General features: G+C 49.3%; 20 protein-coding genes. 5 read left to right on the top strand and 15 right to left on the bottom strand.

The genetic code is table 11. The annotated features are described in order from the left end of the window. Nucleotides 1-54: 54 nt before the first annotated feature. The 11 genes from K3T82_RS28710 to K3T82_RS28665 all read right to left on the bottom strand — a co-directional run bounded on the left by K3T82_RS28710 (nucleotide 55) and on the right by K3T82_RS28665 (nucleotide 9,217). A complete protein-coding gene (locus tag K3T82_RS28710) occupies nucleotides 55-2,232 on the bottom strand; it encodes a PAS domain S-box protein (protein WP_220196948.1) in 2,178 nt (725 codons plus the stop codon). A gap of 80 nt (nucleotides 2,233-2,312) precedes the next feature. Continuing rightward, a complete protein-coding gene (locus tag K3T82_RS49265; RefSeq protein ID WP_268886688.1) occupies nucleotides 2,313-2,516 on the bottom strand; it encodes a zinc-binding dehydrogenase in 204 nt (67 codons plus the stop codon). Next, nucleotides 2,453-3,259, bottom strand: coding sequence for an NADP-dependent oxidoreductase (locus K3T82_RS28705; protein ID WP_268886687.1), 807 nt, complete (start codon nucleotides 3,257-3,259; stop codon nucleotides 2,453-2,455). The genes K3T82_RS49265 and K3T82_RS28705 overlap by 64 nt, the downstream gene beginning before the upstream one ends. Before the next feature lie 496 nt (nucleotides 3,260-3,755). Then, complete coding sequence (locus tag K3T82_RS28700) at nucleotides 3,756-5,111, bottom strand: ABC transporter substrate-binding protein (RefSeq protein ID WP_220196947.1); 1,356 nt, start codon at nucleotides 5,109-5,111, stop codon at nucleotides 3,756-3,758. A gap of 349 nt (nucleotides 5,112-5,460) precedes the next feature. Further along, the gene (locus tag K3T82_RS28695; RefSeq protein WP_220196946.1) at nucleotides 5,461-5,793 is read right to left on the bottom strand and encodes a substrate-binding domain-containing protein; all 333 of its coding nucleotides are present in this window, start codon (nucleotides 5,791-5,793) and stop codon (nucleotides 5,461-5,463) included. Continuing rightward, on the bottom strand, nucleotides 5,733-6,071 hold the full coding sequence (locus tag K3T82_RS28690) for a type 1 periplasmic-binding domain-containing protein (RefSeq protein WP_220197515.1): 339 nt from the start codon (nucleotides 6,069-6,071) through the stop codon (nucleotides 5,733-5,735). Before K3T82_RS28690 ends, K3T82_RS28695 begins: the two co-directional genes overlap by 61 nt. A 143-nt stretch (nucleotides 6,072-6,214) precedes the next feature. Next, nucleotides 6,215-6,292, bottom strand: coding sequence for a LacI family DNA-binding transcriptional regulator (locus K3T82_RS50185; RefSeq protein ID WP_220197492.1), 78 nt, complete (start codon nucleotides 6,290-6,292; stop codon nucleotides 6,215-6,217). Between the two features lie 383 nt (nucleotides 6,293-6,675). Beyond that, complete coding sequence (locus tag K3T82_RS28680; protein ID WP_220196945.1) at nucleotides 6,676-7,200, bottom strand: IS630 family transposase; 525 nt, start codon at nucleotides 7,198-7,200, stop codon at nucleotides 6,676-6,678. A 31-nt stretch (nucleotides 7,201-7,231) separates the two neighbouring features. After that, nucleotides 7,232-7,735, bottom strand: a complete 504-nt coding sequence (locus tag K3T82_RS28675; protein ID WP_220196944.1) for a helix-turn-helix domain-containing protein — start codon at nucleotides 7,733-7,735, stop codon at nucleotides 7,232-7,234. 117 nt (nucleotides 7,736-7,852) lie between these two features. After that, nucleotides 7,853-8,911, bottom strand: a complete 1,059-nt coding sequence (locus K3T82_RS28670; protein WP_220196943.1) for a hypothetical protein — start codon at nucleotides 8,909-8,911, stop codon at nucleotides 7,853-7,855. 195 nt (nucleotides 8,912-9,106) lie between these two features. Next, nucleotides 9,107-9,217 carry a LuxR C-terminal-related transcriptional regulator gene (locus K3T82_RS28665; RefSeq protein WP_307811210.1) on the bottom strand — a complete coding sequence of 37 codons (111 nt, stop codon included), beginning with the start codon at nucleotides 9,215-9,217 and terminating at the stop codon, nucleotides 9,107-9,109. Between K3T82_RS28665 and K3T82_RS28660 the strand changes: the two genes are divergently transcribed. Beyond that, nucleotides 9,204-9,548 carry an alpha/beta hydrolase gene (locus tag K3T82_RS28660; protein WP_220196942.1) on the top strand — a complete coding sequence of 115 codons (345 nt, stop codon included), beginning with the start codon at nucleotides 9,204-9,206 and terminating at the stop codon, nucleotides 9,546-9,548. The two genes, K3T82_RS28665 and K3T82_RS28660, sit on opposite strands and share 14 nt — an antisense overlap. 122 nt (nucleotides 9,549-9,670) lie before the next feature. Here K3T82_RS28660 and K3T82_RS28655 read toward each other — a convergent pair whose 3' ends face one another. Continuing rightward, a complete protein-coding gene (locus K3T82_RS28655) occupies nucleotides 9,671-9,925 on the bottom strand; it encodes a hypothetical protein (RefSeq protein WP_220196941.1) in 255 nt (84 codons plus the stop codon). A 114-nt stretch (nucleotides 9,926-10,039) separates the two neighbouring features. Between K3T82_RS28655 and K3T82_RS50180 the strand changes: the two genes are divergently transcribed. Then, nucleotides 10,040-10,204 carry a zinc ribbon domain-containing protein gene (locus K3T82_RS50180; protein WP_220197490.1) on the top strand — a complete coding sequence of 55 codons (165 nt, stop codon included), beginning with the start codon at nucleotides 10,040-10,042 and terminating at the stop codon, nucleotides 10,202-10,204. A 114-nt stretch (nucleotides 10,205-10,318) separates the two neighbouring features. On the opposite strand, the gene K3T82_RS28645 is transcribed toward K3T82_RS50180, so the two are convergent. Next, entirely contained in the window at nucleotides 10,319-11,119 is an 801-nt protein-coding gene (locus K3T82_RS28645) for a phytanoyl-CoA dioxygenase family protein (RefSeq protein ID WP_220196940.1), read from the bottom strand. Nucleotides 11,120-11,359: 240 nt separating this feature from the next. Next, nucleotides 11,360-13,447, bottom strand: a complete 2,088-nt coding sequence (locus K3T82_RS28640; protein ID WP_220196939.1) for a GxGYxYP domain-containing protein — start codon at nucleotides 13,445-13,447, stop codon at nucleotides 11,360-11,362. A gap of 363 nt (nucleotides 13,448-13,810) precedes the next feature. Between K3T82_RS28640 and K3T82_RS28635 the strand changes: the two genes are divergently transcribed. Both K3T82_RS28635 and K3T82_RS28630 read left to right on the top strand, forming a co-directional pair. Then, nucleotides 13,811-13,975, top strand: a complete 165-nt coding sequence (locus tag K3T82_RS28635) for a hypothetical protein (RefSeq protein WP_220196938.1) — start codon at nucleotides 13,811-13,813, stop codon at nucleotides 13,973-13,975. 343 nt (nucleotides 13,976-14,318) lie between these two features. Beyond that, nucleotides 14,319-15,485 (top strand): GntR family transcriptional regulator, encoded by a 1,167-nt coding sequence (locus K3T82_RS28630; RefSeq protein WP_220196937.1) that lies wholly within the window; start codon nucleotides 14,319-14,321, stop codon nucleotides 15,483-15,485. A gap of 246 nt (nucleotides 15,486-15,731) precedes the next feature. On the opposite strand, the gene K3T82_RS28625 is transcribed toward K3T82_RS28630, so the two are convergent. After that, entirely contained in the window at nucleotides 15,732-16,994 is a 1,263-nt protein-coding gene (locus K3T82_RS28625; RefSeq protein WP_220196936.1) for a WD40 repeat domain-containing protein, read from the bottom strand. A gap of 723 nt (nucleotides 16,995-17,717) precedes the next feature. Between K3T82_RS28625 and K3T82_RS28620 the strand changes: the two genes are divergently transcribed. Continuing rightward, on the top strand, nucleotides 17,718-19,490 hold the full coding sequence (locus tag K3T82_RS28620; protein WP_220196935.1) for an ABC transporter substrate-binding protein: 1,773 nt from the start codon (nucleotides 17,718-17,720) through the stop codon (nucleotides 19,488-19,490). The last annotated feature ends 79 nt before the right edge of the window (nucleotides 19,491-19,569 follow it).

Here is a 19,569-nt window from a genome sequence, read left to right as displayed (position 1 = left end):
CCTTCTGCCGCTATCATCGATTCAGATGACGTACGTGGCATGCGCGTCATCTGCTCAGGCATCCCTCTTCTTGGGAAGAGTGACCGTAAAGGTCGATCCTTTCCCGACTGCGCTGTCCACCGTGATCGTTCCCTTATGGCGCTTGACGATCTCCGCCACAATGTAGAGCCCCATGCCCAAACCGGGGATGGCTCTCTGCTTGGGATCAGCAGTTCGATAGAATCGCTCAAAAATCTTGTCGCGCTGCTCGCGTGGGATGCCCAGGCCATGATCCTGCACACGGATCGTGACCGACTCAGCAGAGGCGGAGAGATCCATCTCGACGGCCTCTGCGCTGGGAGAATACTTGACGGCATTGCTGAGTAGGTTGATGAAGACCTGTCCGAGTCGGTCTCGATCCGCCATCAGGCTGGTCTGCACCGCGCCACGCACCAGGATGCGATGGCTGGGGTGGGTTTGCTGCATGGTGTTGGTAATCTCCCGCAGCAGCGCATCGAGATCCGCCGTCTCCCAGACGTACTCCAGCCTCCCCGCCTGGATCTTGGAGACATCCAGCAACTCTTCTACGAGCCGGGTGACTTTGTTGATCTGGGTCTCCATGCTGGAAAGAGTCGGGGCAGAACCCTGGAGACCTTGCTTGGCCAGTTGCCGGTGCAGCAAGGTGGTGTGCAGTTTCAAAGCCGTGAGCGGGTTCCTCAGTTCATGGCTGGCCATGCTGATAAAGTCGTCCTTGCGTTGTTCGAGCTCCTTACGGGCCGAGTTATCCAACACAAAGCCGATTGCTTGATGTGGGTGATGCTCTAAGATGATACCGCCCACGAGCACCGGAAGGCAACTGCCATCTTTACACACATACTCTTTCTCATAGGGCGTCAACGATTGCTGGGTGACAAGTTCTTGATGGGCCTCTAAGGTACGAGCCAGATCGTCTGGAGCTGTCATGTGCAACCAGTTCATACGCCCTTTGCACAAATCTTCCCGGCTATAACCAGTCATACGTAGAAAGGTGTCGTTGGCGTCCACGATCTGCTCACCTTCGATGATATTGATCCCAATAATGTTGGAGTTCATCAGGACGCTCGCGCGCTCCTGACTCTGACGTAAGGCTTCCTCCGCCTGTTTCTGCTCCTCGATATCGGTGTTGGTGCCAAACCATTTGATGATCTGGCCTCTTTCATCACGTACCGGCAGGGCGCGGGCTAAGAACCAGCGATACTCTCCAGTCGTGTGCAGGCGCAGGCGCAGTTCCGTTTCATACACCCCGCCGGTCTGGACAGCGTGCTGCCACGCGGAGCGGACGCGTTGCCGGTCTTCCGGATGCAGACACTGCATCCATCCCTCCCCCTGGGCCTCTTCGGGGCTCATGCCGGTATAGTCGTGCCAGCGTTGATTACATGAGTAATGAGAGTCGTCGGGCCGCATGGTCCAGACCAGCTGGGGGATGGTATCGATGAGGGAATGGATTTCAGCTTCGGCGCGCTTGCGCTCGGTGATGTCGATGCCGGCGATAATGAGGTACGCGATGTGGTGATCTGCATCCCTGTGGGGGGTGATCGCGATTTCCAGATGGCGGTCCAGGCCTTCCCTGGGGGAAATGACCGTCTCAAACCGTACTGTTTCCCCCTTGCTAGCGCGCGCGATGGCGGCACACAATTGCTCTTGACTGGCCGGAGTACAGGACCACCACCGGGCTTCGGCCAGCGGCTGGCCAATGACCTCCTCGCGTCGGACGCCCGCCTCCGCCAGGGGATCCTCATTGATTTCCAGGACGATCCCCTCGGGGGTCAGCACGCCGATCCTGCTATACAAGCCATTCAGGTCCTCGATGGAGAGACGCTTGCCCTGGGGAACTGGCGCCCCTCGTCGGGCTGCGGCTCTGCCCTGGTGGACCTGCACCATCAGCCCCCCCATCGTGGGAGCGAGCTGCACATGCAGCCAGGTTCTGGTCATGGGAGACACATACTCCACTTCGCTAGGTGCCTGGGTCTGTCTGGTCTGCTGGACGGCCTGGTAGAGTGCGGTGCTCACCAACTGGGGAGCGCCGCGCCACAAGGGCTTGCCCAAGACGTCCTCTCGTGTGACGCCGAGCAGGGCCTGCGTGCTCGCATTGGCATAGACAATCATGGCGGCGTCATTGACGACAAACAGGGCACCTGGAAGCGTCTCAAGCAGAGGAAGGAGCGTGCCACTCGATGCAGGAGTGACACGCTGGGTCTGTTCAGTATTCGACATCGTGCAGTAGTTCTCCCTTTCACGTACCCCCATCCCTGAGAATGAAGACGCATTCCTGCTCTCACCTCAAGAAATCTATGTCATCTCCCCCTTTCCTCGTCCTCTACACGCAAAATGATTTTTCCGCGCGTGTGCCCCTGTAGGGCCTGCTCAAACGCCTGGGATGCCTCTGAGAGAGGGAAGATCCGCTCGGTGATTGGTCGGAGTTGGCCTGTATCTATCAGGTTCCCGATGTGTATGAGTTGTTCTCGATTGGGCTTGACAACAAAAAAGAACGCACGCACACCAAAGGCGGCAGCCTGCTCTTGGGATGGGGGCTAAACACACTCAGGAGCAGTCCGCCCTTTTTTATGACGCGCCAGGAGCGAGCTACTGTCTCACCGCCTATGGTATCAAGCACCATATCAACATCACGCACCACATTCTCGAAACGCGTGGTGGTATAATCAATGATCTCATCGGCTCCCAACGTGCGTAGGAATTCATGATTGCGTGCAGAGGCGGTCGCGATCACCGTGGCACCAGCCCACTTTGCCATTTGAACCGCCATGCTTCCCACGCCACCAGCGGCACCATGAATGAGAAGAGATTGCCCACTGGTAAGCCCTGCGTGCTCAAAAAGCGCTTGCCAGGCTGTCAGTCCAACCAGAGGAACTCCGGCTGCCTGTATGTGCCCAAGGGTTCGTGGCTTGGGCGCCACATCAGTCGCGCGTGCGACAGTGTATTCCGCAGCCGCGCCATCCAGCCAAAATTCGGTGAGCGCATAGATAGCCTCTCCTACGGCTATACCAGTGACGCCGGGCCCCACTTCAACGACTTCGCCAGAAACATCATGACCTGGTATGGGATGCTGACGTTCGATACCAGCTGGTGTTTGCCAGGTTTCCGACCAGGTAGGTTCCTGCCACATCACACTTGTCGCATGGACACGAATCAGGACTTCTCCCACTCCTGGCTGAGGTTGCGGTGCATCTTCGAACACAAATTGATCAGGTCCGTTCTGACCATATAGGCGAATAGCTTTCATCTCTTACATATCTCCTTGTTCTTCCCCATTCTTCTAGAGCGTTCCCAGGCTGATTTCTTCAGCAGGGCCTACACATAACTCACGAAGTGCCACAGGCGCTGAGAAGTCTTGAGCCAAAGGGGAGCTTCATAGATACGCTACGTACCAGCATGGGGCTCCGAAGTGCCTTACCTGGCAAAATTATAGAATGATAATGGTCTTCCTACAAGGGCCATTTTTTATGGATACTACGGAGCCATTTTGCTATGCCAGGTTTTGGAACTGATCTCTTTTACACATTCCCCTGTTTCCAGAGACAGATGTGTGTCTTCTCCCATGTTATTATCGATCTGTAGACGCTTTGTGCCGTCCGCCTATATACGCTCCCATAGCGTTGTCAGCCTTCGTAAACGAGTCGCGAGTATTACCATCTTCTTTCTTCCTCTCTTCATCACAGATGTATCCCTTTCGGCCATCGGGGCTGACCAACCTTCCATCGCCAGCCCCGAACGAAAGGCTAGGAGGTAGCTGTGATGTGCTTGAGGTCTGTTTCGAGATTGCTTAGCGCGGCATCGACACTAACTTGCCTCTTGAGAGCCTGGTAGATATTCTGCTGAATAGCCTCCGAAACGTCGCTATATTTAGGCGAGACTGGGCGAGGGAGAGCATTCTTGAGGATAGGCCCCAGTTTGGCAAAAAGCGGCTGTTTTGCTAGTACTTCGCTATCCGTGTAGATGCTTTGCAGCGTTGAGGCCCGGCTTCCCTGGAGAGCAAGTTGCTTCTGGGCATCATTTTGCAGCATGTAATGGATAAACTCCCAGGCAGCATCTGCGTTTTTAGAGAAGGCATTGATTGCCAGATTCCAGCCGCCAATCGCAGAATGCCCAACAGTTCCGCTGCCGCCATAGGGTAATCCCGTAATATCGAATTTGTTGGCAATTTTCGACTGGGTGGAGTCATTGCCCAGGGCATATGCATAGGGCCAATTGCGCATAAAGGCGGCATCTCCGTTCTGCCAAATGTTGCGTGTGGGCTCTTCCTGAAATGTAGTCACGGACAGGGGCGAGATCGTGCCAATCCACTTTACCATGCGTGCCAGCGCTTGCTTTGCTTCAGGACTATTGACGGTGACTTTGGTTGGATCGTTTCCATCCAGAATGGAACCATGATAGCCATATAAGACTTCAACAAAGTCACATACGAGTCCTTCGTACTGGTCCCCCTGCCAGACATAGCCATATTTCACTTTGGAAGGCGAAACAGCAGACGCGGCGCTCGTCAAATCATCCCAGGTCGTCGGCTTACTGGGAATTACGTCTTTACGGTAGTAGAGCAACCCGAGATCCGTGTACAGCGGTGCGGCCCAGAGTTTTCCCTGATAGGTGCATCCTTGAATTGGCCCTGATAAATATTTCGCGCGTTCGGAAGCTGGCCACTGGGTATCGCTGATTGGCACCGTCCACTGGCTGGCGGCAAACGACGCCGGATAGACAATATCCATCGAGAGGATGTCTGTACTGGCGCTACGTGCACGCAGCATGGTCGTATACTGGATAAGCAACTCATCGGTCTTGGCTGGCCCTTGATGCCAGGTGACGTAAATGCCTTTCTGTTGGCCAAGCGTCTTGTTGAAAGTATCCACCAGCGTTTGATAGGCATTCGACGGATCTGGCTCGCTGGTCCAGAATAAGCTCGTTGCCGCCCCATTTCCCCCACTGCTGTTACTATTTCCCCCACATGCCTCCAACAATGAGATGGCTGCGCTGCTCGTCAGGCCAATAGTCAGAGTCCGCTCCAAAAAACTGCGCCGGGTCAGGCGGCCAGCACGCATTTTAAGAAGCATGTCATCCAGGGCAATACGCTGTTCAGGCAACAAAAACGTTCTCCTTTGTCATAGCTGAACATTATAAAAATATGATTAAAACGATATATCGCAAAAGGCACACCGTGTGCCAGGAAATTTGATGTACACTCTTAATGTCCCTCTCGAGAGTGTCGAGAGGGACATCACTTGCAGTGTAAATAGTGTGATTTCTTGTTCCTACGTCTATCTGCTGTTTCGTTGTCTCGTCTTTAGGTGATACGCTTGCCATCCCTCTTGCGACTGAATTTCCTGACTCTTCCGCTAGTTTGGAGATCTTCCTGTATGCCAAAAGACGGGCTTTCCTTCTCTGCTTAAGGAGAGTGAAATTACGCCGAATCGCGCACCACTCACTCCGGCTCTAACACAAATTGACGATCTCCCAGTACTTCACATGCGGATACACGTCCTTCGATACTGCTAGCTCTTCCTGATTCATATTGTTGACTAACAACTCCAGCAGTAGTTTCGATAGTTCACCCATAGGCTGACATATAATTGTCAATGAGGGAGTCGCAAAAGGCTGATCGTCAAAACTGGCTACAGCAATCTGTCCCAACGCTTTTCCCACTGAACACCCTCTTTCTCGGAGAGCACCCAATACATACAAGGCAAATTGGTTATTGCCTGTTACTATTGTGCTTGGAACGCTCCTAGATGCTCCATAGCGTAGACATGCTCGACCAACTTCCATACTCCAGTCTTCCCATCAATATTGACAAAAGGGCAGGAAAGGTCATTTTCATCCAATAGGCGTCTAAAAGGAATACCTATCTTTTGTTGCAGAGGGATGCGCATATCTTGCGGTTGAATTGCAGCCAGGATGATACCATCCACACGCCCAGTTCCCGCCAACTCCCAATACATTTCAGCTTCATCGTGTTCGGAGGAAGGCAGAGTCGCCAGCAGGCTGAGGTTGTATTGGAAGCTATCAAAAGCCAGTATACCAATAACTCTTTTGAAGAAGAGCATCGAATCGACATGCTGTGACAACCAGGGGCAAAGGCAATGGTCTTAGTCTTTTTGATGCGTAAATTGCGTGCTGCGGTATTCGGGTAATAGCCAAGTTCTTTGGCGATACGTGCGATGCGTTAGCGTGTGCTCTCACTGACATCTCAATGTCCATTCAGAGCACGTGATATAGTGGTAATCGAAACTCCAGCAGCTTTTGCAACTTCACAGATTGTATGCATTGATCCCGTATCTCCTCCTTCCCTGACGGGAAACGCTTACTATCCAACATTATCCAAAAACATTTTGGATAGGCCTCAAGCATATATCCAAACATTCTGGTTGTCAATTACGCATTCCCCCCAGAAACCCCTTCTGATCTCCCAATAGCTCGATATAGTGTGTAAGCTTGTATAAGGCTTTTGGTAATTTTGAAGGTGATCCATTTGATGGCAACTATCTTACAAGAAACCGAGCGAGAAAGCCCTGCTCATTGATGGCAGGGATGCATCGCTGTTCCTTGAAAGGCAGAGGGGAGGGGTGGATCCTCGCAACAGCGGATGTCGGGGCACTTGACGAGAGGTCACCATGCTGCTATTCTATGGAACGTGTGATCTAAGTACATTCAAGAAGCTTTTTGGGCTTGAGAGCCAATAATGGATAAGATTTTCTCAGGGCTCTGATTGTAGCGGTCAAAGAAATCCTGTGCCGCAACAAGCAGAGCCTGCTTCGTCTCAAACAACTCGCAATGGGTCACTTCTCGCCGAAAATGCCTCCAGAGCATTTCGATAGGATTGAGCCAGGAGCTGTACGTTGGTAAATAGAGCAAGACCAGGCGTCCCGTAGCAGCTCGTACTCTCTCCTCAATCTCATCATCTTCATGCGTATCTGCATTGTCCCAGGCGACATACACCGTCCCAGTCGGGTGCTTCTCGAGCAACGCTTGCAGCAATTGAGCAATCTCCTGACGTCTTTTCCGACGGCGGAAGGGCACCAGTGTTTCTCCTGTGTGATAGTTCACCGCTCCGATTCCGTAATACTTGTCAGGCTGCCTAGGTGTGGGGATCATGACTTGCTGACCAACCGGACTCAACATCGCTCGTAAGGTGGGAAACCAACTGAGATTGAACTCATCTGCGTAGTAAAACACGTCCCCCTTTTTCAAGGTATCTCGTGTTTCCTCAATCGTCTTTTTTTAGCAGATAGTCTGGGTCTGGACTGCTCACTTTATGCTGGGGGCGTGAGAGCACAATTCCTCCCTCGAGCAGCACCCGACGAAGCGTTTCAGACGAGACACGAATGCCTGTCTGTTCAGCCATGTAATCAGCTAGACGTTGATAGGTCCACATCGAGTAGGGCTGGCAAAGGGCACGAGGCCGACATCGAACAGCCATGAGTGCCTGTTCTTTATATGCCTTGGTCACCTTGGAGGGAGCATCTGGCATGGGACGATCTTTGAATCCCTCGATGCCTTCTGCCATCCAACGCTTGAACCAATTGCGTACGGTTTGATCGTCGGTACGCACAATCCCGGCAATTTCGGGAGCGATCATGCCCTGCTCTCCCGCCAGCAAAATGATTTGGGCATGTGTCCGTCGCCTCACATCTTTTGTCCCCTGATACAAGGCGTCTATAGCTTCCACTTCTCCTGCTTTCAGCGTGGGAATTGAGATTGGCCTTGGCATATTTCCCTAACATCCTACCTCATTTCCGAAATCTTTTTGTGAGTGTACTTAATGGTACAAAGAAAGAGGGAAGCCGTTATGAGCCAACCGGCCCTCCCTCTCTCCTCTCCTCTCCTTTCATCTGCGCCCACATGTTTGGCATTTTTCACGCCTGCGATAGTAATATGCAAGTGTTGCTGTTCCCAATGCCAATCCCCATACCGGCCACAGGAGTCCCGGAAGATAGGTTCCAGGATTTTGTGCTGCAAAAGCAAAGGCTCCATTGAGGGCATGGCGTATCATTCCCAGGCCAGCCTCCAGGACAAAGAGGGCAACGAGAGAGGCTGGAATGATGGCAAGGGCCGGAGGTACTCGTTTGCCAGCCAGACCAATCATCCAACGAGGAAAGATTTCACCCCAACGTTGTACCAGTCCTAAGGTGAGGAGAGCGCCGACGAGACCAATAGTTGCGATAGCTGCACCTCCCAACCAGATACCGGGATTCTCGCGCTCCATTGTCCTTAGGAACGTCGCACTTACCCCCAATGGGATTCCTAAGACAAAGGCCCAACGTGTAACACAATATATGAGCGGGGTTATCACAGCAAGAGCTACAGCCCATTTTCCCCATTGTAGCATAAGGTTCGGTTGCAACTGTTTTGTCATCTCGTCATCTCTTCGACCACAATACAGGCACCGACGACGAATATATCGTTGATAGCTAAAAGCCATAGCACTCCAACAAACGCCGCCAATAATACAGAACAATTGGTTTGCAACCGTCCAGTCAAGCATCTCAAAGTGTCCCAACAGAACGTGAACAATACAAGCGAGAACACGGTCATCAGGGATCATAAAAAGGAGTAGAATGGCAATTACACTGGCAAAGGTGAGGTAGACGACCGGCAGGATGCCACGCCCCTGTCGTTTTGCCATGAAAAAAGCTATTGCTGTCCCCATTCCACTCAGTAGAGCGATGGCTGGCGCTCCCACCTCGACAGGCATTCCACGAAAAATCGAGTATTCGGGATGAGGATCTCCCACCCCAAGAGGGAAGCCACTCCTGGCGAGCATCCAATACAGAGCCAGGAAACAGTAGCACAGCGACCAGAGCGCGGTCGCATAACCAACCCAATGCGGCCAGCGCGAAAGAGGGCTCACTCTGGAGGGAACAATTAAGTGAGATGTTCTGATCAATTTCATACTTCCTTTATACCTTAAACTTGATCCATCTTCCCGACTGATGGGGACAGCCTTCTTGTTCATCGGGCTGTCCTTCTGGACATATAGCCTCGGCATTCGTTCTCATGCAAGCATACTGGAAGGAGAGCGTTTTGTGATGCGTCAATTGTCCTGTTGGGAGCAAGACATTTGGCCTGCTCCCATGAAGCGTTACTCTTTATGGACCAGTCCCTGTTGCCAGGCAAAGACAATGGCTCGCGTGCGATCCATGAGATGGAGCTTTCTAAAAATATTACTCAGATGTTCCTTGACCGTCTTCACGCTGATGGTAAGCCGTGCAGCAATCTCAGCATTAAGGAGACCGCATTATATTCGGCCAGAGCAAGCATCTTTGCCTTTGGTTTCTCCACTCTATGCTGAATTGCATGGCTTCCCTCCCAGCTTTATCCAGGTAGGTCAAAACGAAATGCTCTATGATGATGCATGTCAACTCGCCAAAAGAATCAAGGAACATCATGGGAGAGTACATTGTGTCGTGTGGGAAAATATGTTTCATGGGTGGCATTTATTTGCTGATGAACTGCCTGAGGGACAACTTGCCCTTGAGCAAGTTGCAGCCTATTTTGAAAAATATTTTGAATCATCAATTTGAACTGCTTAATATAAACACACAAAGATTGTTAAGAAGAAGTCTCAGGAAATATGAGTTATCCCGAATTATTGACTCATGTTTCCTGGACTTCCACTATTCATAGGACCTCTCGAAATATTGCCTCATGTGATGCTCAAAATCGTCAGAATGTGTACTACTCCCATCATGATGGGAGTCTTGGGGTGAGCTTGGTCAACATGCGGTAATTGGCCGAGAGCGTGATGAACGCCTCGCTCGTCTCCAGTAAGTTCTCGTGGTCGCAGCAGAGAAGCCGCCAGCGCACCATCCACGAAAAACTGCGCTCGATGGCCTATCATCTGGGCAGTGGGCAGAAGTTGGAGGAAAGAGCTTACCCCAATCAACGTCTTCGCTTTCATGCGCAAGTAAACCGCGCTTGGGAACCATGAGCGTCTTTATCGTCTGCATCGTCCATCCAATGCCGTATTTGAGCCAGTTCACGAACGTTCCTCCAAAGTAGCTATCCCCTCAAAATCTGTTCGTGTTGTTGCTGGGTCAATGAGGCGCTGACCCTTTCGGATCGAGTCTTTGCCTGCCTGGAGTGTGGAAGCGTGCAAGACCGAGATGCCAACGCCGCAAAAAATCTCGCAGCGTTGGCATCGCGAGGCGTGGAGTACCGCACGTTCTGTGGGAAGTGACGCCTGTGGAGCAGATGGAAGACGAGCGAAAGGCTTGCTCTCTGCACTGAAGCAGGAACCGAACACGAAATGTGGACTGTCCATGTTTGGGTAAGTTTCGGAGAACGGATTCTTCTAATCTTCCACATTTTGAAGATCAACGTGTGGGTTTGGATAATTAGCTCCATAAGGAGCATCTGGCCTTTCAAATTCTCCCATTAATGCACGCCGCAAAGGCGTCGTTCGCTGCAAAAATTCTTGAGAGTTCTGCAGACGATCAGAACTTCTTATCCATGGTGGACTATATATGTAATGCATGGTAAAGCGATCATAATCCCCATCATGGGCGTAGGTTCGATGCCATAGCGCGTTATGGAATAGCAGTACAGAGCCTGCCGGTGCACAAATTACATGGCCGATTGGCACCTCAGTTGCTCCCTTGCGAACAGTGTCAGGCAGAACCACCATACTTCGGTGGCTTCCAGGGATAAACTCCATATTACCGGTCCGTGGTTTGCTTTGATCCGTTAAGAGGTAAGAGGCGCGAAGCTGAATGAGCGGGATGGGGGAACTCACCTTGTTAAAGTTATATGCACTTGAACCATCCTGGTGCCACCCTCCCATCTTGCCATGCGCTGGCTGCATGGTATTCCATCCGGATTGTAAAATAAAACGATCTCCATAGATGCCTCGTATCTTTGGGAGCACCGCCGGATGATCAATTAATTTTTCCAAAGCAGCCTCTGTCTCATATCCACGTCCAACCTGACCCCAACCTTTGGTACCTGCGGCGGCGTGTAATCGCTTGGATGCTGCAAGGCATTCAGCTACTTCATCTTTCGAGAGAACATTCGGAATAATAAAATAGCCCCAAGATTCAAAAATGAAGCTGTCAAGGTCGGTAAAGCGACCTGGCTCGACAATAGGATCTAACATCGACAATCACTCCCTTCGTACAAGGAAACAATAAGATACCTGCGAAGAACTTAGAGTGTATCTCGCTGTTTGCGTACTTTTACTCTAGTGTTCTGCCCATCTTCATGTGCAAGGTATGTCACCTGCGGTGGCTGGTGGAGGGAAGACACAGAGGGGCTTCACCCCCTCTGTGCTCCCCACTTCTTCAACCCTTCTATTGAAGGTAGTCAGAGTACCAGTGATCGCACAACCTGGACGCTCTTATTGCTTGACCGGTGGTAGATTATAGGCTTCGCGGACAAGTTGGAAATACTGGTCTCCGCGTACCACCGCGTAGCTGTTGTCAAGATGCTGAGCTATGTAGACTGCATCTGTTGGGGTTGTATTCCAGGCAACCAGGGAAACAGTGATAAACAATGGTGAGTTTCCATCCCAATTCGCGGCTTGTTGCTGAATAGCATTTATCACAGCATCATTGCTACCAACATTCATCTGAGTAGAGACTGGTAGGTTTCCATTGACAATGGATGTTGTGCTTTGATTGTAGTTGTTGTAGAACATGCCATTCAGTTGCGTTTGTGCATAGGCTTTACCAACTGATGCAGGCATCGTTGGGCTTGAATCCAATGCATAGATGATATTTGTACCCATAGCACGCAAGTACTTATTCGACTGCTGTAGATAGAGAGGTAAGTCCTTCTGGGGCCACTGCGATGGATAGAAATATCCCGCACCTGAAGGTGCTGCAATCAGGAGATCGTTCGGTGTTGCAGTACGTTGGTAGTAATTCAAGAAGAACGGTGCGGCATCAATGAGCAAAGGACTAATCGACCAGTTCAACGGTACCTTTCCTCTATCTGGATTACTCCAGAGCATTCGCATGTAATGTTCGTCGTACTGGAGATTGTCGCCATCACTTACTACAAAGGTGACATAAATCTTGTTTTGCAGTGGTGGGGCAGCGATTGGTTTGATCTTATGTGGTGGGGCAGGGACACCAGACCAGACAGTCAAGTTAGAGAACCAGTCGGCGGCCAGGACATATACGCCATGTTGCGATGCCATCGCCACCCCGGCAGGCTCATTATCAAACCAACCCAGGTAAGGCGTACCAGGCTTGACTGCCGCCAGAATTTTGTTGAACAGCGCGACCTGGTTCGGGTCCGTGTTAGCTGTGAGCCAGAAGACAAACGCATGGTTGGCGACTGCATAATCTCTGAGATAGCCAAACGGTACCTGCTGGTCGGACGAGGCTGCTGGTGTAACTTTGGATGCAGAAACCAGGAACTGGTTCCACATATCTACTGAGACGGTTAGCTGTTTCGTTCCAGCAGGAGGAACAAAGTGGTACACAAAATAGCTTTTGCCGTCAGCAAAACGATGTGCATTGGTCTGGCTAAGATCACACGATGAGCCACCATGGTCAAAAATATATTGCTCTTCTTGTTGGCTGCAACCGGTAAACTGTGCGATAATGTTCCCATCTGCCTTTACCGTTGCTTGATGTACGGAGGGGCCCCACCCATCATTGGAGAAAGCATCCTGGAAACGTAGATAGACCCCGTCTCCACCAAGGAAATTTGAGAGATCTATCGTATAAGTCTGTTGGTTTGATCCATCAGTAAGCTGCCTGCTCTCTTGTAAAACCGTCTGAAAATCTTTCCAATTGTCCGAAGGTACCTCAATACTGGTAGTGGGCACTAACCCGATCAGCATGCGGTGAGTCGTCTGGGGCCAGAGATTCTGGAATTCCCAGGTATATGCATCGAGGGCGCTGGAAAATTTTCCACGCAAATCATCTAAAACAGGCATATGATATGGCGCTACGGTGAGCGTTTGTGCCAGGGTTGGACTCACAACAAGACCATCTTTGAGACCTGCTAACGTTGTTGCGACATCTATTGAATCCAGCAGGTTCGGATCATAGATAATGATGCCCTTTGCTTCATGATAGTACTTATTCACGATTTCCCAGGGGTCCTGGTGTACTTGATAGGGGATATGCGAATCATTTAACCAGGTATACGGGCCTTCGTCGTGATTATGCTCCAGTAAATATATTCTTGGTTGTGTCCTGTTGACAATTCCTTCCAATGTAGACAGCAGCAGGCTAACATCGCCTGGTCCATTTTCAAGGTTAACCACATCCAGGTGATGAGGCATTGAGAATCTGGGTAGAGCCTGGTTGTCCGGCCATTGGACTCCCCTCGTATTCATAAAACTCGATGCGTTGGAAGCTGCATGGGCAGAAGGGGGGGTGCCTATACCTGTAAATCCGAAACAAACGGAGAGTAGCGTTGCGATAAGTAAACTAAAAGACAGCCGTCTCAGGAGAACAGTTTTCACCATAAGGATCCTTCCTTTTCATCAAACTTACAGAGAACGCTTATCTTCGATTTTTGTACGAATCACCAGTCTTATTGTCATCCTGACTGCAGTCAAGCACAACAATTGTCTGGATCGCCTTTCGTTTTCTTAGCAACTTTTTTGACCTTTCATCCATCAGGCATCGTAGGAAGAGCAGTTTTCCCCCCTTTGGAAGCTGTAAAAATGCCAGTTGGAGAGGCAGAGCTGAGAGGATACCAATTTCACAAAATTAGCACGACAAGTATTACTTCATAACTGAGACAAATACTCCTTTCGACCATTAAAGGTATAGGAAATCAAATACAGACATTTTATATTGTCTATACAAAATGATAACTAGCATACATGGATTTGTCAACACATATTATTAGCAGTAACGCCATTTATGAGATTAGCAGTTACTTTGGGTTTTATAAGACAAAAAAGTTCGTCAAGGGCAACCTGGCGCTGCGCTGGTTTTGCCGGGTCTATTTTGAGTGCGTTCCCAATGATATGATGATTATTCTCTAACAAAAGAGGTATTATATGTAATTTACAATGCCTCAATATTCTTCATGTATTGAGTAATCGCTCTCGCTTTTGCTTGATACATCAGCTATAATATACCTCAATGTACAATATTCGTATATAAAATATGTACATAACTTTCCCATTGTTTTTCATTGTCTGCACCGCTTAGAGGAACTTTTCTCGTGTTGTCGGAGGTGAAACGAGAATGATAAAATTTGTATAGTTGTTTTGGCTAATTTGAATGAAATACTTGACTTTTTTTGCACAACACAGCTTACTGTGGGTACTACAAAAGTAGAATAGGTAGCAAGTTAGCTATTGGTTTTATAAGGACGCTCAGACTGTGCAAAACCCTAAAAAAGGCCCCCATTCACAGGCACTCTATTCTCAGATCTTGAATGAAATTCGGGGATGTATCCTCTCTGGAGATTTAGCGGTAGGAACCCGTTTACCTACTGAAGCCGTAATTGCGCAACAGTACCAGGCCAGCCGAGGAACAGTACGTCAAGCACTCACTATACTGGTAACTGAAGGGTTACTCGAACGTATTCAGGGGAGTGGCACATTTGTGCGCAAATTGCCAGCAAAGCAGGAAAGAGAACCACAACAGCCGCCTGCCAAGAAAAATGTTGGCTTAATATTAAGCCAGGCAGACGATGAATTAAACATGGATATCCTGCTGGGTGTAGAACAAGTTGTCAAGCCAAGAGGCTATCAACTGAGCTTTGCATATGCTGAGGAAGACCCATTGGCGTTGGCCGTTGATATTGCACGTCTACGCGCAAATACGGTAGGGTTAATTATTTTCCCTATCAGTAATAGTTCTCGCGATGCCTCTATCGAACAACTCAAAACTGACAACTTCCCGTTTGTGCTGGTTGACCGCTATATTCCTGAGATAGATTGTGACTACGTCGCATCGGATAATACTGGTGGGGGATATAGAGGCACTGAACATTTACTTATTCTAGGCCACACACGAATTGGCTTCGTGTATTCTAGTCGAGGAGGATTGTTGACAACATCTGTACGAGATCGGTGGGAAGGCTATCGTAAAGCCCTGAAAGAGTATCGTCAAGTATACGATGAATCGCTTATTTACGACAATGTTCCGACGCCCGCTCCTGATCCTCCAAATGTCTACGATACTATCATGCTCAACCCAGATCGTCCAGGTGCGTTCTTAGCCATCAATGATGCAGTCGCATTAGGATTACTTCAGGCAGCGCAACGCCATCATATACGAGTGCCCGAAGATGTTGCGCTCGTTGGTTTTGATGATGTGAGCTATGCGGCACATCTCAGTGTGCCACTAACCACTATCGCTCAACAACGTAAAGAACTGGGGGAACGGGCCGGGACATTACTTATCAATCGCATTGAGGGCCAGGTTGTAGGAGCACCGAAACATATTAAGCTGCCTACAAATTTAATTATTCGCCAATCATGTGGCGCACGTCTACGAGTCTCTAGTTCTTCATTTGATGAGCGAAGCAATAATATCATCTAGCAGAGAAGTCGTTCTACAAGCTTTGCACTTTCATACTTGCGTGAAAGTATAAAGCTTGTTGGCATTTGACTATGCCTTGTCACTGAGATCAAGCAAGAGTACGACGGTCTACAGAGCATGACGCAAGCGCCGCATTCTCTATCTTCAGAAATGTCTATACAAATTATTTGTATGTACTTTTTCAATTCGCCATGCTCTGTATTCTGACATTTGTTGACGCTCTGAAGTCTGGATATGGTGATGCAATCAGGGGACACGAAAGACTTGTAGCATATAATCTTTATACCCATAACGACAGAGCGAGAGGCAAGTTTTATTGCTCAAAATCCCGTAGTTCAGAGGAGTAATCAGTGCCAGAGAACGGCTATCAGGTGACCAGGCCAGTTGCTCTGGATTTTTCGGTGCGCTATAGGTAAACAGCGCTTGACCATTGGAAGCATCCCAGAACTGAACAACTGAACGGCCACCATTGTCCCCTTGCGCCAGTTCACCGGAGCCGACAATATAATTTCCTGCGGCCAGGTATTTCCCATCGGGTGACCAGGTGACGTAAAGTGGCTGTCCACTGACATGTTGACAGGTAAAAAGATGCCGACCGTTCTGAAGAGACCAGACCTCAATCGCTGAGCCTATATTATTGATGACGCCAAAGGCCATACGTGTACCATCGGGAGACCATGTGATACGCTTGTCTTTCCCATTTTGAGCGGTGACACTGACATCTGCGTTGGTTTGCAAACGTACCTGACCGGTACGTGCATTCCATACTCCCAGCAAGCTCTTGCCTGTCTTCCCAGTGGCGGCAAAAACAAGAGCGTTCCCATCAGGCGACCAGCCGAGCACAGAGCATGGCTCGGAACTCACAGAGGCATCGTAGCGCCAGAGAAGATGAGCATTAGCTGCACCCCAGACATGTACTGAACCGTCCTGATATATTGACGCGATAAATGCTCCATCCGGTGACCAGATAATATCATTGAGTCGTGCAATCCCCTGTCCTTTTAGAGAGGCAGGATACCGCGAGAGCATCGTACCATGCTCTATGTCCCAGACCTCTACGATATCTGGCTGATGAGCAGCATTGGAGGTGTTCTGCGATAGGCTAAAGGCAATACGAGTGCCGTCAGGAGAGAGGGCTACACGACGTTGTGGAAACGGGGTATAGCGATGCGTCCAAATGTTTTCTCCGCTCTCTATATTCTGCACCAGGAGCGCTGCATCTCCAACATATGCAACAGTCGTGCCACGCTCCGCCGTTGATATCGCCCATGTGGATGTATACTCATAACCAGGCCATATTTTCTGTTGCCAACGCCGTTGTCCATTTTCCACATTCACAACGAACAACCCGCGATTGCTGGCATAGGCGATATGTAAGCTATCTGGCAACCATGAGAAATCGAGTCCATCCCAATTGATACTACACAGCAAATGGTTACTTGTGGGACTCCCCTGGCTCTTTCCCTGTGGTAATAGGCTGAAGCCACAACTTGCATTGGCAAGAGCCACCCCCGACATGACTCCCCCAAGGAGTAAACTCCGCCTTGAGAAGCTTTTTTGTGCGAATGGAGGAGCTTCTCTCCCTTTTGATTGACTACGAAGTATCTGTTCATCCGTGAGGGAAGATGAGCTCTTCTGAACGCCCAGCATGTCTAGATGCTGTAACCGCTCTCTCGCGCAGTATCTCATAGGATAGTGACCTCCCTGCCAGTAATTTTCTGTCATTAGTATACCAAATTGAGGATAAATGTACGAGACAAAAGCATGTATAGGTATGTATCAATTATCACTATTGACAAATCAATCAAAGTTTTATTAATATAATTTGTATAGATGATTACTAGTGAATGAATCTCTTGTTATTGGCAAGTTTGATCATCTTTCATTTTCAGTAATGGTGAGCAGGAGTTGTCAGGAAAAGACGATAGGCAAAGTATCTTCTCATAGGTCGTTTCATAACGCGAGAAGGAAGATAGAGGAGATCAACAAAACAACTCATCTTTGCACATAGCGATTATTCCCTGGTAAAGATGTTCATCCAAGCGCTTCACTTCGATACACGCTCTCTCTAGCAACAAACACTGACATGGCTGTCAGATGCATGCCCTTGTATCCATGTATCTATGCGTATACACACTGGCAGAGTCATTATTTTTATTTGATGATACGACTCTCGTCCAGTTGCTATTGCCGCCAATCTCTGTAGATTGGAACGGGAAAGGGGTATTTTTTATGACTGAGCGACCCATGAACAACGACGAACTCTCCATGACCAGACGACAGGCGTTGCAGCTTGCGCTGGTGACTGGGGGAAGTATCGTTGGCGGCAGTTTCTTGGCTGCCTGTAACGATAGCACAAGTCCGACAGAGTCAATTACGCCAACCCCACGCAACCAGACACTTATCGTCGACCAGTCAGCACAATTCACTGTCTTTGATAGTTTCAACCCATTTATTCCCAACGGGCAACAATACCAAACTGGCTTTGGTCAAGTCTGCAAAGAATTCCTTTTTTACTACAATCTCATTACCGGTGAAACCAAACCCTGGCTCGCCAAAAGTTGGGAATATAACTCAGACCACACACAACTCACGCTCAAACTGAATCCCAAAGCACACTGGAATGACGGGACAGCATTCACAGCCAAAGATATTGTATTTACACTGCAAATGCTGTTACAAAACGACGCGTTGATTGGAGCATCCAACTATATCCCATTCGTGAAACAGGCCAAAGCGTCAGATGATCAGACAGTGGTGATCGATTTGAAGATTGCCAATCCCCGTTTTCATTACAACTTTATTTGTGGGATCATCAATGGGATAGAAATTGTTCCTGAGCATATCTGGTCCAAACAGAATCCACTCACCTTCAAGGCCGGTCCGCCAGTCTGGACTGGTCCATACAAATTGGACCGCACCATCCCTTCCCAATTCATGTATATCTGGAAAAAAGACCCCAATTACTGGAACAAGGACGAGCTTGATCCCAAACCCGAATATGTCGTCTATCGTACCACTCCAACGACAGACTCTGAGGTTGAACAATTCAAACGCGGCCAGGTTGATGTGCCAGCCTTCGACTATCAGCACGCGGTTGCGATCAAAAATCAATATTCAAATATTGCCATCGAACAGAAGTTTCGCGATCCCTGCCCACGAGCCATTGCCATTAACTGTGATCCATCCAAGGGCTTATTGGCCGACCCACGTATGCACTGGGCTATTTCATACCTGATAGATCGCAAGATGCTTGGTAGTACTGTCTGGTCTGTTCCTACACCACCCGCGCAGTTCCCCTGGGGCGACTACCCCTCCAATGAGAAGTGGTCGGATCAGAGCATTGCCGCAAAGTATCAATTGACGTATGATCCCAAAAAAGCGGCAGCTCTTCTCGACGAAATGGGGGCGAAGCTCAATAGCAGTGGGAAACGCACATACAATGGTCAACCACTGCAATACGAGATCATGACATCAGCAAAGGTTGGCGATCCTGAATACATCTATGGGCAGAAGCTAGCCGATGAACTCAACAAGATCGGCATCAGTGCCAATGTCAGATACTACGATGGGACAGTCTGGACCAACAAGTTCAATAATGGACAATTCGATATCACAACGTACTATATCTGTGGCGAGGTGTTAGATCCTGGTCAGTTATATAGCAGTTTCGAGATCAGCAAAACCAAACCAATCAACCAGGATGCAAGTGCCGGCGGTAATTTTCAGCGTGTCACATACAAAGATCTTGATAGCCTGGCAAAGGAACTGGATCACACAGATCCCGGCGACACTGCGAATATGGCCTTATTCAATCAGGCGCTAGACACATTTTATAAGGACCTGCCGATCATTCCGGTGACACAAACAACCTATCCCACCGTTTTTAATACATCATATTGGACGAACTGGCCTACGGATGACAATCTCTACCAGGTACCATCCAACTGGTGGGGTCAGTTCTTATTCGTCGTTGGCAGCCTTAAGCCCACTGGCAAAGCATAAGCTTCATCCAACATCCTCATTCCTTCATTCAGCAAGCAGGCTGGGCAGAGCTGTTTTCTGTCCAGCCTGTTCTGATCCT

It is taken from the genome of Ktedonospora formicarum (assembly GCF_016587355.1).
GTDB lineage: Bacteria > Chloroflexota > Ktedonobacteria > Ktedonobacterales > Ktedonobacteraceae > Ktedonobacter > Ktedonobacter formicarum.
Note: the sequence above shows the minus strand (reverse complement) of the source record. Positions and strands in the feature narration are given on the sequence as shown.